The organism is Bradyrhizobium sp. CSA207 (assembly GCF_029051685.1).
Taxonomy (GTDB): domain Bacteria; phylum Pseudomonadota; class Alphaproteobacteria; order Rhizobiales; family Xanthobacteraceae; genus Bradyrhizobium.
On sequence record NZ_JAACFT010000046.1, the window covers coordinates 1 to 12,709 of the forward strand.

The 12,709-nt window shown below is 62.2% G+C and carries 13 protein-coding genes; 9 read left to right on the forward strand and 4 right to left on the reverse strand.

The window, feature by feature from the left end:
- Positions 1-122 precede the first annotated feature (122 nt).
- The 9 genes from GWG65_RS35435 (at position 123) to GWG65_RS35475 (ending at position 9,825) form a co-directional block, all read left to right on the forward strand.
- A complete protein-coding gene (locus GWG65_RS35435) occupies positions 123-1,709 on the forward strand; it encodes a flagellar hook-length control protein FliK (RefSeq protein ID WP_275200080.1) in 1,587 nt (528 codons plus the stop codon).
- Positions 1,710-1,721: 12 nt separating this feature from the next.
- A complete protein-coding gene (locus tag GWG65_RS35440) occupies positions 1,722-2,429 on the forward strand; it encodes a flagellar hook capping FlgD N-terminal domain-containing protein (protein ID WP_275200081.1) in 708 nt (235 codons plus the stop codon).
- Between the two features lie 212 nt (positions 2,430-2,641).
- Entirely contained in the window at positions 2,642-2,917 is a 276-nt protein-coding gene (locus tag GWG65_RS35445) for a DUF1153 domain-containing protein (RefSeq protein ID WP_002714638.1), read from the forward strand.
- A gap of 182 nt (positions 2,918-3,099) precedes the next feature.
- A complete protein-coding gene (gene fliF, locus GWG65_RS35450; protein ID WP_275200085.1) occupies positions 3,100-4,704 on the forward strand; it encodes a flagellar basal-body MS-ring/collar protein FliF in 1,605 nt (534 codons plus the stop codon).
- Between the two features lie 18 nt (positions 4,705-4,722).
- Entirely contained in the window at positions 4,723-5,820 is a 1,098-nt protein-coding gene (gene fliG / locus GWG65_RS35455; protein WP_148742506.1) for a flagellar motor switch protein FliG, read from the forward strand.
- Entirely contained in the window at positions 5,820-6,440 is a 621-nt protein-coding gene (locus GWG65_RS35460; protein WP_275200086.1) for a FliH/SctL family protein, read from the forward strand. Before fliG ends, GWG65_RS35460 begins: the two co-directional genes overlap by 1 nt.
- 3 nt (positions 6,441-6,443) lie before the next feature.
- On the forward strand, positions 6,444-6,794 hold the full coding sequence (fliN, locus tag GWG65_RS35465) for a flagellar motor switch protein FliN (protein WP_247384857.1): 351 nt from the start codon (positions 6,444-6,446) through the stop codon (positions 6,792-6,794).
- 47 nt (positions 6,795-6,841) lie between these two features.
- Positions 6,842-8,227, forward strand: a complete 1,386-nt coding sequence (locus tag GWG65_RS35470) for a sigma-54 dependent transcriptional regulator (RefSeq protein ID WP_275200088.1) — start codon at positions 6,842-6,844, stop codon at positions 8,225-8,227.
- A 566-nt stretch (positions 8,228-8,793) separates the two neighbouring features.
- On the forward strand, positions 8,794-9,825 hold the full coding sequence (locus GWG65_RS35475; RefSeq protein WP_275200089.1) for a hypothetical protein: 1,032 nt from the start codon (positions 8,794-8,796) through the stop codon (positions 9,823-9,825).
- A 120-nt stretch (positions 9,826-9,945) separates the two neighbouring features.
- On the opposite strand, the gene GWG65_RS35480 is transcribed toward GWG65_RS35475, so the two are convergent.
- From GWG65_RS35480 to GWG65_RS35495, 4 genes are all read right to left on the reverse strand, one after another.
- Positions 9,946-10,185 (reverse strand): antitoxin Xre/MbcA/ParS toxin-binding domain-containing protein, encoded by a 240-nt coding sequence (locus tag GWG65_RS35480; protein ID WP_275200090.1) that lies wholly within the window; start codon positions 10,183-10,185, stop codon positions 9,946-9,948.
- A 124-nt stretch (positions 10,186-10,309) separates the two neighbouring features.
- Complete coding sequence (locus GWG65_RS35485) at positions 10,310-11,599, reverse strand: hypothetical protein (protein ID WP_275200091.1); 1,290 nt, start codon at positions 11,597-11,599, stop codon at positions 10,310-10,312.
- A complete protein-coding gene (locus GWG65_RS35490; protein ID WP_275200093.1) occupies positions 11,526-12,089 on the reverse strand; it encodes a hypothetical protein in 564 nt (187 codons plus the stop codon). Before GWG65_RS35490 ends, GWG65_RS35485 begins: the two co-directional genes overlap by 74 nt.
- Before the next feature lie 149 nt (positions 12,090-12,238).
- Positions 12,239-12,568 carry a hypothetical protein gene (locus GWG65_RS35495; RefSeq protein ID WP_275200094.1) on the reverse strand — a complete coding sequence of 110 codons (330 nt, stop codon included), beginning with the start codon at positions 12,566-12,568 and terminating at the stop codon, positions 12,239-12,241.
- Between the last annotated feature and the right edge of the window lie 141 nt (positions 12,569-12,709).

Below are 12,709 nucleotides of genomic sequence, written 5' to 3' on the forward strand. Positions count from 1 at the left end.
GGCATTGGGACGCCGGGGCCGATTCATCAAGCCATTGATATAATAAGATAAAATACCTCTTCGCGAGGCTGGCCCGCTCCTTGCTACCTCTGGGTCCGAAGATGCTTTCGAGGGGTTCGCCTGTGGTTGGTGTGACGTCAGATGTAGCTGCCAGCGTGCAGGTCTCCAGCGCGCAGCAGAAGACTGCCCGGTCGCAGAGCCCGAAAGACTCCACCGACTCCTTCGGTTCGCTGGTCGACAGCAACACCCAGGCGATCAGCAACAGCGCGCAGCCGCAGGACGCCGCGCCGCGGCGCAGCGATTCCGCGTCGTCCGCCTCCGACAAGGCCCCGCGCGAGGCGCCCTCCACCGACTCCTCCTCCCAGAGCAGGGCGGGCGACGACAGCGACACGCCTGTGGCGACCGATGGCGATACCGCGATCGATCCGGCCAAGGCGCCCGGCAAGACCAAGGACGAGTCCGAGGCGTCCGGCACCAAATCGGCCGACACATCCGACGACACCAAGGGTGACGAGACCGGCGGCACCGATGGCCTTGCCGCCGCCGTGGATGCCGCAGCCGCCGCCCAGACCGACGTGGCGCAGGCGGCCGTGCCCGATCCGAACGCGATCGTGATCGCCGCGCCCGTGGTGCCGGCCGATCCGAACGCGAACCAGGCCGCCAACACCGCCGCCTCGCCGCTGACGATTGCGGCTGCCGGCATCGCCGCCAGCGCCTCGACCGCGGCGCAGATCGCAGGCACCAAGACCGATACCGCGACGGCGAGCGACAAGAGCGCCAAGACGGCCGGCGCCAAAGTCGACGCGGACACCACGACGACGCTGGCGGAGGCCGCGACCGGCACAAGCGACGCTGGCGCAGCCGATGCGAAGGCGAACGGCGGGCTGATTGCCGCCGTCGATCCGGGCACGCCGAAAACCTCGTTCAAGGCCGCCGCCACTGCGCAGGCCGACGCCGCCAATATCGGCCAGGACGCCGGCAAGACCGACGCCGCCACGGCGCAAAATCCGGCGACCGCGGCGAACGCCGCCGCGCATCCCCAAGCCGCCACGCCTCAAGCCGACGCCGGCGCAAGCGATGCAAAGGCCGCCTCCGACCACAGCGCCGATGCGGCCCCGGCTGCGCCGACGACGCACGCTCATGCAGGCGCGCAGGCCGCAATCGCCGCACCAGACGCCAGCGCGCAGGCCGCCTCCTCCGTGCAGGCGCCGCTGACCAATACGACTTCGGCGGCGACCGCCTCCACCGCGACACTCACTGCGACTGCAGCGACCAACACCGCCGTGCCGATCAACGGCGTGCCGATCGAGATCGTCGCCGCCGCACGCGCCGGCAAGACCCGGTTCGACATCAGCCTCGATCCGGCCGAGCTCGGCCGCATCGACGTGCGCATCAATGTCGACCGCAACGGCCAGGTCACCTCGCATCTCACCGTCGAGAAGCCGGAAACGCTGTCGATGCTGAAGCAGGACGCGCCGCAATTGCAGCGCGCGCTCGACGATGCCGGCCTCAAGACCGGCAGCAACGGGCTTTCGTTCAGCCTGCGCGACCATAATTCGTCGGGCCAGAACTCCGGCCAGGGCAACGACAACAACGGCAATGCTCGCCGGCTGATCATTAGCGACGAAGACGCAGCTCCCGCCGCGCCCGTGGGCCGCGGCTACGGCCGCATGCTCGGGTCGAGCAGCGGCGTCGACATCAGAGTTTGAGGAGTATCCGCCATGACCACCACGAATAGCGCCACCGCACCCGCGGTCGTCTCCGGAACGACCGACCTCCCGAAATCTTCCTCGTCGAATTCCCTGAGCTCGAACACGGGAGCGACGCTGGCCGGCAACTTCCAGACCTTCCTGACGCTGCTGACGACGCAGCTGCAGAACCAGAATCCGCTCGATCCGCTCGACACCAACCAGTTCACCCAGCAGCTGGTGCAGTTCGCCGGCGTCGAGCAGCAGCTCAAGACCAACGATTCGCTGTCCCAGCTCGTCACCCTGCAACAGACCACGCAGGCGACCCAGGCGCTCGGCTTCGTCGGCAAGACCGCCGTGGTCGACGGCTCGACTGCGACGATGAAGAGCTCGTCCGCGACCTGGCACCTCAACGTTCCCAGCAGCTCGACGGTCGACATTTCGGTGACCAACAGCACCGGCCAGACCGTGTTCACCGGCAAATACACCGCCGCCGCCGGCAGCGACATTCCCTTCACCTGGAACGGCCAGGGCAATGACGGCACGCAATGGCCCGACGGCAAGTACACGATCACGGCCACGGGCAAGGACCTCTCGGGCAACAATGTCGGCATCGCCGCGCAGGTCCAGGGCACGGTGTCGTCCGTCGACCTGACCCAGTCGCCGCCGCTTCTGACCATCGACGGCCAGACCTACACCGTCAGCCAGGTGAAGAGCATCGTCAGCTCCAGCAGCAACTGAGGCGGCGCCTCGCCTGACACGCTATTTTCGTTAGTAAAGTATTTACGAACACCCTCGAACGGCCCGGACGCACCCGTTCCGCCGGCCGAGACGGCTGCGTTCCCGCAAGTTTCAACGAGAATTGTATTGAAGCCTTAGGCTTAGCGGATTTTTAAGCCGCCGCGCGTAGGGTTATGGCGTGAGTTCAGTGGTTGAGAGTTTGTGAGTACGCCATGACAGAACCCCATCGCCCGAGGGTAAAATACGTCATCGGGCCGGACGGTAGTCCGTTGACGATCGCGGATCTGCCTGCACCCGGCACCAAACGCTGGGTCATCCGCCGCAAGGCCGAGGTCGTCGCCGCCGTTCGTGGCGGACTCCTGTCCCTCGAGGAGGCCTGCAGTCGTTACACCCTGACGGTCGACGAATTCCTCTCCTGGCAGTTTTCCATCGACCAGCACGGTCTTGCGGGGCTTCGCACCACCCGCATTCAGCAATATCGCCAGTAAGCGATCCGGAAATCTGCGGCTTTTGACGAAAATCGGCCTCGCCCTGCGAGGCCGATTTTTTTCATGACACGACTTTTGTCAGAGCTCTTAACCTTCGTTAACCATATCGAAACCATCACCTAGGCAATAATTGCCCAGTCGGCCTTTCCTGGGAAAGCAGCCGAATCTTCTGGGGCGGTTGCTTGCAAGGTCTTGCGGACTTTTTGAAGGGTATCGGCGCCGCCCGGTTCGGGGCGATGATCGCGGTCACCGCCGCGCTCGTCGGCTTTTTCGCGTTCGTGATCATGCGCGTCACGACGCCGCAGATGACGACCCTGTTCACCGACCTCAGCGTCGAGGACTCCTCGGGCATCATCAAGGACCTGGAGCGCCAGGGCATCCAGTTCGAGCTGCGCAACGAGGGCACCATCATCATGGTGCCGAAGGACAAGGTCACCCGTCTCAGGATGAAGCTCGCCGAGGGTGGCCTGCCCAAGGGCGGCGGGGTCGGCTACGAGGTGTTCGACAAGTCGGACGCGCTCGGCACCACCAGCTTCGTCCAAAACATCAATCATCTGCGCGCCCTGGAAGGCGAGCTCGCCCGCACCATCCGCGCCATCGACCGCATCCAGGCCGCCCGCGTCCACCTCGTGCTGCCCGAGCGCCCACTGTTCGCGCGCGAGGCGCCGGAGCCGTCGGCCTCGATCGTGGTCCGGGTCCGCGGCGCGCTGGAAGCGACGCAGATCCGCGCCATCCGCCACCTCGTCGCCTCCGCCGTCAACGGCTTGAAGCCGCAGCGGGTCTCGATCGTGGACGAGGCCGGCCAGCTGCTCGCCGACGGCGCCCAGACCGATCCCGAGCAGGCGGTCGGCGACGAGCGCCGCACCGCCTTCGAGAAGCGGATGCGCAAGCAGGTCGAGGACATCGTCTCCTCCGTGGTCGGCTCCGGCCGCGCCCGCGTCCAGCTCTCGGCCGATTTCGACTTCAACAAGATCACCCAGACCTCGGACAAGTTCGATCCCGAGGGCCGCGTGCTGCGCTCGAGCCAGACCCGCGAAGAGCAGAGCATGACCGCCGACAACAACGGCCAGGTCACCGTCAACAACGAGCTGCCGGGCAACCAGCAGAACAGCGGTGTCGCGGCCAAGGACCAGAGCAAGAAGTCCGAAGAGACCAACAATTACGAGATCTCCCGCACCACCAAGACCGAGGTGACCGAGGCCGGCCGGGTCAACCGCATCTCGGTCGCGGTCCTGGTCGACGGCATCTACTCCAAGAACGACAAGGGCGAGCTGGCCTATCAGGACCGCACCAAGGAGCAGCTCGACCGCATCTCCACGCTGGTGCGCTCGGCGATCGGCTTCGACCAGAAGCGCGGCGATCAGGTCGAGGTCGTCAATCTGCGCTTTGCCGACGCGCCCTCCACGGCTCCGATCGCCGAGCCGAGTGGCTTCCTCGGCATGCTCCAGTTCACCAAGGACGACGTCATGTACTTCGTCGAGCTCGGCGTCATGATGCTGCTCGGCCTGGTCGTGCTGTTCATGGTGATCCGGCCGCTGGTCAGGCGCATCCTCGCCTCCGACGAGGTCGCCGCCGCGATCTCCGGCGTCCTCACCGGCCCCGCCGCCTCGGAAGAGGCTCCGTCCCAGGCGCTGCTGCCGAGCGGCGCCGCGAGCGCAATCGACGTCGCCACCGTCCAGGGTCAGGTCCACGCCCAGTCCGTTCATCGCGTCGGCGAGCTCGCCGAGCGCAACCCCAACGAAACCGTCGCCATCATCCGCCAATGGCTGACCGAACCCGCGAAATGATTCGAGACGAGATCTGACATGGCCGCCGCTTTGCAAAACGCCAACTCGAACGACATCACCAGCGTGATCTCCACGCTCGGTCAGCGTGCCAACACCCGGGCCAAGGACGGCAAGGCGGCCGAGCAATTGACCGGTCCGCGCCGCGCCGCGATCCTGATGCTGGCGCTCGGCGAGCAGTATGGCGGCAAGATCTGGGGGCTGCTCGACGACGACGAGGTGCGCCAGCTCTCACTGGAGATGTCGACGCTCGGCACGGTCGAAGTCGACACGGTCGAGGACATGCTGCTCGAATTCGTCTCGCGCATGTCGGCCTCAGGCGCGCTGATGGGCAATTTCGACGCCACCGAGCGGCTGCTCCAGCAGTACCTGCCGCCCGAGCGCGTCAACGGCATCATGGACGAAATCCGCGGTCCCGCCGGCCGCAACATGTGGGAAAAACTCTCCAACGTGCAGGAAGAGGTTCTCGCCAACTACCTCAAGAACGAATACCCGCAGACCATCGCCGTGGTGCTTTCGAAGCTGAAGTCGGAGCACGCCGCGCGCGTGCTCGGCATCCTGCCTGAGGAGCTCGCGCTCGACGTCATCAACCGCATGCTGAAGATGGAGGCGGTGCAGAAGGAGGTGATCGAGAGCGTGGAAAAGACGCTGCGCACCGAATTCATGTCCAACCTATCCCAGACCCGCCGCCGCGACGCCCACGAGGTGATGGCGGAAATCTTCAACAATTTCGACCGCCAGACCGAAACCCGCTTCATCACCTCGCTCGAAGAAGACAACCGCGAATCCGCCGAGCGCATCAAGGCGCTGATGTTCACCTTCGACGACCTCGTGAAGCTGGATTCCGGCTCGGCCCAGACCTTGATGCGCAACGTCGACAAGGACAAGCTCGGCGTCGCGCTCAAGAGCGCCAACGAGGACGTCCGCAACTTCTTCTTCGGCAACATGTCCTCGCGCGCTGCCAAGATGCTGCAGGACGACATGGCGGCAATGGGCCCGGTTCGGCTGCGCGACGTCGACGAGGCCCAGGCGCTGCTGGTCAACCTCGCCAAGGACCTCGCCGCCAAGGGCGAGATCATGCTGACCAAGAACCGCGCCGACGACGAGCTGGTGTACTGATGGGCGCTCCGGCAAAATTCCTGTTCGATACCGACTTCGCCGCGCCGGACCGGACGCGCGAGAAGGCTGCGACCGCGGTCGAGATCGCGCAGAAGGTCGCGGAAGCCGAGGCGCGCGCCTACCAGGACGGCTTTGCCGCCGGCCAGCGCGAGGCCAAGGCCGAGAGCGACCGCCGTGTTGCGCTCGCCATGGAAGAGATCAACATCGCGATCCGCGGCATCGCATCGGGCATCGGCAATATCGAGAGCAAGATGGAGACCGAGGCGGTCGACGTCGCGGTCGCGGTGGCGCGCAAGCTGTGCGCCGACCTGGTCGCCGCCGAGCCGCTCGGCGAGATCGTAGCGCTGGTCAAGGACTGCTTCTCGCATCTGGTCGCGACGCCGCACCTCGTCGTCCGCATCAACGACGCGCTGTACGAGGCCGCGCGCGAGAAGATCGAGCGGCTGGCCAAGCAGAGCGGCTTCGAAGGCCGGCTGGTGATCCTGGCCGAGCCCGAGATTGCGACCGGCGATTGCCGGATCGAATGGGCCGATGGAGGCGTCGTGCTGGAGCGCGGCGCCATCGCGACCAAGGTCGATGAACTCGTCGGACGCTACACCGCGTCCCGCAGGGGGAATTAAGCCATGAGCGACACCGACGGACAGGTCCCGCTGCCCGACCTCAACGGCCCGATGCCGCCGGCCGGCACCGACATCGGCTACACCGAGGACGAATACGCTTCGCGCGTCGCCGCCGACCTCGAAGCCGTCTTCGACGTGCCGGTGCAGGTCTCGGCCGTGCTCGGCCGCTCCAAGATGGATGTCGGCGAGCTGCTCAAGCTCGGGCCCGGCACCGTGCTCGAGCTCGACCGGCGCGTCGGCGAGGCCATCGACATCTACGTCAACAACAAGCTGGTCGCGCGCGGCGAAGTCGTCCTGGTCGAGGACAAGCTCGGCGTGACCATGACCGAAATCATCAGGACCGAACGCGGTTAACAGGGAATAGCGCGCGGGCAGCGCGACCAGACGGACAGGAGACTGACATGCGGCTTCTCATCGTTGGCACATTGAAGGGCCAGCTCACCACCGCCACCAAGATCGCGATGGAGAACGGCGCCACCGTGACCCATGCCGAGGATCACGATCAGGCGATGCGGGTGCTGCGCGGCGGCAAGGGCGCCGACCTGCTGCTGGTCGACGTCGCCCTCGACATCCGCGACCTCGTGATGCGGCTGGAAGCCGAACACATCCACGCCCCGATAGTCGCCTGCGGCATCACCAACGACGCCCGCGCCGCGGTCGCCGCGATCCATGCCGGCGCCAAGGAATACATCCCGCTGCCGCCGGATCCGGAGCTGATCGCCGCGGTGCTGGCCGCCGTCGCCAACGATTCCCGCGAGCTGATCTATCGCGACGAGGCGATGGCGAAGGTCATCAAGCTGGCGCAGCAGATCGCCGGCTCCGACGCCTCGGTGATGATCACCGGCGAGTCGGGCACCGGCAAGGAAGTGCTGGCCCGCTACGTCCATATGCGCTCGGCGCGCGCCAAGCGGCCCTTCATCTCGATCAACTGTGCCGCGATCCCCGAGCACCTCCTGGAGTCCGAACTGTTCGGCCACGAGAAGGGCGCCTTCACCGGCGCGATCGCCCGCCGCATCGGCAAGTTCGAGGAAGCGACCGGCGGAACGCTGCTGCTGGACGAAATCTCGGAGATGGACGTCCGCCTGCAATCGAAGCTGCTGCGCGCCATCCAGGAGCGCGTGATCGACCGCGTCGGCGGCACCAGGCCTGTAGCCGTCGACATCCGCATCATCGCGACCTCGAACCGCAATTTGGTGGACGCCGTGCGCGAGGGTACGTTCCGCGAGGATTTGCTGTTCCGCCTCAACGTCGTCAACCTGAAGATCCCGCCGCTGCGCGAGCGTCCCGCCGATATTCTCGAGCTCGCCCAGCATTTCGTGAAGAAGTACGCCGACGCCAACGGCGTTCCGCTGCGCCCCATTTCGGCCGAGGCGCGCCGGGTGCTCGCCGCCAACCGCTGGCAGGGCAACGTTCGCGAGCTCGAAAACACCATGCACCGCTCGGTGCTGATGGCGCAGGGCGACGAGATCGGGCCCGATGCGATCCTCACCCCGGACGGCGACCGCCTCGACCTCGCCAAAACCCCGCCTGCGGTCGCGCATGCCACGTTCGCCGCCGAGCAGGTCACGCGAGCCCTGGTCGGCCGCACCGTCGCCGATGTCGAACGCGACCTGATCCTGGAGACGCTGAAGCACTGCCTCGGCAACCGGACCCATGCCGCCAACATCCTCGGCATCTCGATCCGCACCCTGCGCAACAAGCTCAACGAATATTCCGACGGCGGCATCCCGATCACGCCCGCCGGCACGCCGGGTGAATACCCGCGCATGCCGATGGTGGGGGCATAGGGGCCACACGAGCGGTGAAGGACGAGATTGCCCGGGACCAGACCCGGGCATTTTCTTGTGAGGCGCAGATTGTCTCCACGCTCCCGGCGCCCCCGTGACCGCCCAAACTAAAAGCGCGAAAACAACCCCATGCACAGTAGCCAAGCCCTGGCGCCACCTACAGATTTTACGGATTTTACGAAGCCGCTTTGACTTGTCGGGCAAAACAGGGGCATGATGGCATGATCGAGGACGCGTGGGTGGTCGGCTCAAATCCCCTCAGGTGAGGAGTGCAGGGCAACCGTGTTGATCGTCGCGCCGGTCTTTGCCCTGATCGCGGCCGGCTATGCGGCGGCGCCGTTTCGCTTTCGTCTCCGAGACCGCGCATAAGGCCCGCATTTTTGAGCTTTCCGTAGCAACCACAGGGTGGTATCTTAAGGAGTTTCTAGCGGCTCGGTGGACGCGCATGGCGTCACGCTCTCATTGCCTCCTTACCTTTTCGTATCGCACTCCAATTTTGAGGCGAGGCACCCGCATCTTTAGTGACCGCCTTATCGGGTTGGCTCAGTTATTTCAGGAGTCACGACATGGATATCAAAGAGATTATCGATAGCCTAAGCACCATTTTCAAGCTTGTGACGGGGTCATCGTCCAGCACGTTTCTTTCAGTCGTTGGGCTGACCCTTCTCGTGGTCGCGGTCGGCTTTGCTTACAAAGCGGCAAGATCTAAACCGGACGAATTTTCCCGATCAATGAAGACCGTTCTATTTTTCTCGCTAATAGGCGGCATGATCTTCTCCGCTGCTGGACCGAGTGTGGCGCTGTTAAACGCTGTATCCATACCCAAAATGTCCACCGACGGAGCGTTCAAAAATCTTCAAGAAAACACAGAAGTGAAAAAGGTAATCCGCCTGATCTCTTATGATCCAGGAGAGGAGCCTGGGCTGGCGCTCGACCGCCTTACCAAGTTGGGGCCTTCTGACCAACTATACTCTTTCGTTGCAAGCTACGACGAATTGGTCGGTTACAAGGTAGCCGATGCTTTGGCCAAGGTCGGGCAAAGCAAGAAGAACATCAAGCGTGTTTCCGCCATCATCTTTCCTCTGAACATATCACTATTTCCCGCCAACTCGCGGGGCCTTCTTCAGGTTGTAAAGGAAATCGAGGATCGCAGGGAGATACAGACGCAGCTCTCAAAGAAACTCTTGGACGGCACGAATGCGCTGAACAGTGAGGAATTGCGGGATCTCGCAGTTACCAGCATTCCGTCCTACAAGTTAGAGAGCTTCTTGGACAAGTATCCGCATTACTGCGCACTAACGTACGAACTCGCCTGCAAGAGTTCGACCTACTCCGCGCTTGCGTTCGTCGGAAGCATCTCGCACGACTGGCATCCTCTTGGATTCTCTCAAAATCCGAGAGTGGATCGCTGCGATCTACCTTCCGCAAAGTACTGTGAGTACACGAACTGGGATGCTGCAGGTCAAGAATACCGCAACAAATTCGGAGCTCGTGCGTTTTTGATCAGAAATTTGGAGATAAACAAGATACCAGGCCGCGTAATGATAGATTTCGATAGGCCGTATGACCAAGTGATCCCTGACATCGGGAAAGACTAGCGCGATCGAGCGAATTTAGCTCATCGCGCGTTGTCGTCGCGAAGCTCAAAGCCAACCAAACGCGAGGTATACGCAGTTCGCGAAATGAGTATAATGCGCTCTTTGGCGCCGTTTCCCGAATCATTGCCCGTCCTTCGTTCGAACAGCCGCGAGTCGTGGGGATAGCGCGCCGCATGCGACACGCGGATGCGCCTCCGTCGCGAGGTAAGCCAGCGGCGCTTCCCCGCGAAGCAGCCTCTTGGGCTTGCGCGGCCAGCGGTGCGACTTCGCGGTATCGCCGAACATTTTTGCGGTCAGCCGGTCGATCCGCGATTCGTCCTCCGCCAGCCAGCCTAGGGCTGATAATATCTGCAGATCCATTCAAGCACAGTCCGACAGATTGAGGATGCTGGCCGTGAAGCTTCGTGCACCGTTTGGTTTAGTGCACTGTCACCGTAATTCCTTGGAAACTGAACTGCGTCTGCTGTCGCTTGTATGCCTGAAGCTACGCAGCCTGCCTGTCAATGTATATCAAGCCTGCTCGTCGAAGCGCGTCGTCTGAACCTGAACCCCAAAACTTTATTATTTCGAACTCTCTTCGCGCCCGAGCGCCCGTGTACATACTCAGATCAAGCATATAAGCGTCAAACGCTCTACCGACCCGGCCGCGGTCTCGAACAGTTACGCGGAGCTTGGCGCGATGAAGATATTTTAGATCGACGAGTTCATTGATCGTTTCGGTCTCAGGTGTCGTCAGGTCTTTCTCGACTAAAATGCAGTTTGCATTTTTTTCTATGCAAAAATCGACAATCTTGCGGAAGACCGACTGTAAACGATCGCGGTCCTCAGTCGTGCCCGTATCCCTCGTGAAATCCTCTTCTTTGAAAGCTCCCTGTTGACCCGCCGCACGGTTGACATCTTCGACGCCGACTTTCGGACCCCGTGCGTCTTTGCCCCCGAGTAGTCTCTCGCGCGCGACCTGGATCGATTTGCTGAATATCGTAAGGAAGTCGCGGGCAACGCCGCCGCTCGCCAATACCAACCGATCACGCGCTCCGTCTGCCATCATGTCTGATAGCGAGACGGACGCCTCAGTCGCGAACTGACCGAGGACCTTCAGCAAGAAGGCCTTCGTCACCTCATATCTCTCAAGGGTGACATCGAGATCGACCTCATCTGCATCGTCGCCCAGCTTCATACCTAGCGGTGGTTGACCATGCACATACCATCGCGAGCGGTGCCTAATCGTCCCAACCTTGAGCCAGAGGTTGGTCCCCTTGGCAATTCTGTGAAAATAGTCGACGACATTGGCTTGGTCTTCCAAGCGTAGGTGATACAGATCGTCGAGAAGCAGATAGGATGGGCCGCCCGCAAGCGCCGAAAGCCTCACGAAGAGCTGCTGATAGTTCATTATGTTCCGGTGAAGTACTTCAATCTTTCTGGAGGAATACTCGCTCTGCACCTCCGATCGGGTCCTGTCGCTTTGCGAAGTTGAGAGTTCCGATCCTACATACGGCAGCTTTCCGGAGACGCTGCCTTTCACTTCATCTGAGCTTTCAGCTCCTGCTGTAGCTTTGAACTTCATTTCCTCCGCAGCATGCAGCAGTATTTCGAGCCCTTTGATCACCTTGCCGAATTCGGCCGACAACGCTTTTGTTTCGATCCGGTTGAACCCGGGCCGGTTTGGAACGGAGCCAAATAGCTTCTTCCAAAAGCTTGTCTTAGTTGAAGGGTTTGTCGCAGCAGTATCGAGCCAAGACTGAAACTCGGAAAAGCTCTTTATCAAGACACTCAACAGGACGTCCGGATACCCGTGAGAACGTGACCGACACGTCTTCGATGCGCAGCTTTTTGCTTGCCTTAACGTCCCACTCCCAACCTCCTGATCGAAAGGGGACGGGCCCGACCGTGGCTGTGATGGTGCAGTTCGAGTAGCAGTCAGCGGCCACCTGCGACCAGAGTTCGTTGTACAGGTCACTATCCAAGAAGAATCGTCCGTTGACCATGGCCTCCATTGGACCGTAGTCGTATCCGCCCCGTTGCCTTTCGATAAAGACGAACGACCCGATGCCATCCTCCAGTAGGGGAGGCTCACCCTCCGTGACGCTGAGGTGGATAGTTAGGCCGTCGAGTTTTGCGTCCGTGTTGAGGAGTTCGAAGTCCGAGCACCTAAGAACGCGGGTCGCCACTTGTAACCCACGACCCTTGTTGCGGCGCTCGTGCTCGGCTCTGAGCGATTGACGCCACTCGTAGGGCTCCAAGTTTAAGGAAATGTTCTGTATCATGTGACTGCCCCGCCCCTTGAATATCTAGCGATAGGTTGCGGCTCCAGCGATTGAAGACAAGGCACTACCGAGGTTCTTCCTCAAGGGAGCAAGGTGGAGGGTCAAACCGCTCTATCCCCCGTGCGCCGCTTTCGCCAGCACCATGAAGACTAGCGACACCCGAAGGTGCATGTGACGTTGACGTTCACTTCCTGCGGCGGCGGATTGATACTCTGGAGCGACCGGCTCATTTCCATTAGTCCCTCGGAGACCCGCCGGGAGCGCTCCGCCTTCTGCTGATCCTCGACGGCCGCTTGCTGGCGATAGTAAAGAAGGTTTTTGCGACACTGTGTATAGGCGTCAGCCCCCTTGCCGGTCGCCAACTGTCTGCATGAAGCGTCGTCCTGAGCCTCCATCTTGGCTGCTCTAACGCCAGCATCCTCGCTGCTTACGCAACCGGACAGCAAGACCAGCCCCACAGCCAACACGACAATGCGCATTTCAGATGATTCCCCAACCTATGCCCTCGCTGAGGAGTAGTTGGCCAAGCCCACGGCTGGCAAGTTGAGATAAGGTTTCTCCTCAAGGAACACCCGCATTGGTGAATGGGCGCGCCCGCCCCCCACCAGCCATGCAAATTT

What these genes read in the sequence shown, in the direction of transcription:
- GWG65_RS35440 (WP_275200081.1), top strand. Translation starts at nt 1,722, where the DNA reads ATGACCACCACGAATAGCGCCACCGCACCCGCGGTCGTCTCCGGAACG.
- GWG65_RS35445 (WP_002714638.1), top strand. Translation starts at nt 2,642, where the DNA reads ATGACAGAACCCCATCGCCCGAGGGTAAAATACGTCATCGGGCCGGAC.
- fliG (WP_148742506.1), top strand. Translation starts at nt 4,723, where the DNA reads ATGGCCGCCGCTTTGCAAAACGCCAACTCGAACGACATCACCAGCGTG.
- GWG65_RS35460 (WP_275200086.1), top strand. Translation starts at nt 5,820, where the DNA reads ATGGGCGCTCCGGCAAAATTCCTGTTCGATACCGACTTCGCCGCGCCG.
- fliN (WP_247384857.1), top strand. Translation starts at nt 6,444, where the DNA reads ATGAGCGACACCGACGGACAGGTCCCGCTGCCCGACCTCAACGGCCCG.
- GWG65_RS35470 (WP_275200088.1), top strand. Translation starts at nt 6,842, where the DNA reads ATGCGGCTTCTCATCGTTGGCACATTGAAGGGCCAGCTCACCACCGCC.
- GWG65_RS35475 (WP_275200089.1), top strand. Translation starts at nt 8,794, where the DNA reads ATGGATATCAAAGAGATTATCGATAGCCTAAGCACCATTTTCAAGCTT.
- GWG65_RS35480 (WP_275200090.1), bottom strand. Translation starts at nt 10,185, where the DNA reads ATGGATCTGCAGATATTATCAGCCCTAGGCTGGCTGGCGGAGGACGAA.
- GWG65_RS35490 (WP_275200093.1), bottom strand. Translation starts at nt 12,089, where the DNA reads ATGATACAGAACATTTCCTTAAACTTGGAGCCCTACGAGTGGCGTCAA.
- GWG65_RS35495 (WP_275200094.1), bottom strand. Translation starts at nt 12,568, where the DNA reads ATGCGCATTGTCGTGTTGGCTGTGGGGCTGGTCTTGCTGTCCGGTTGC.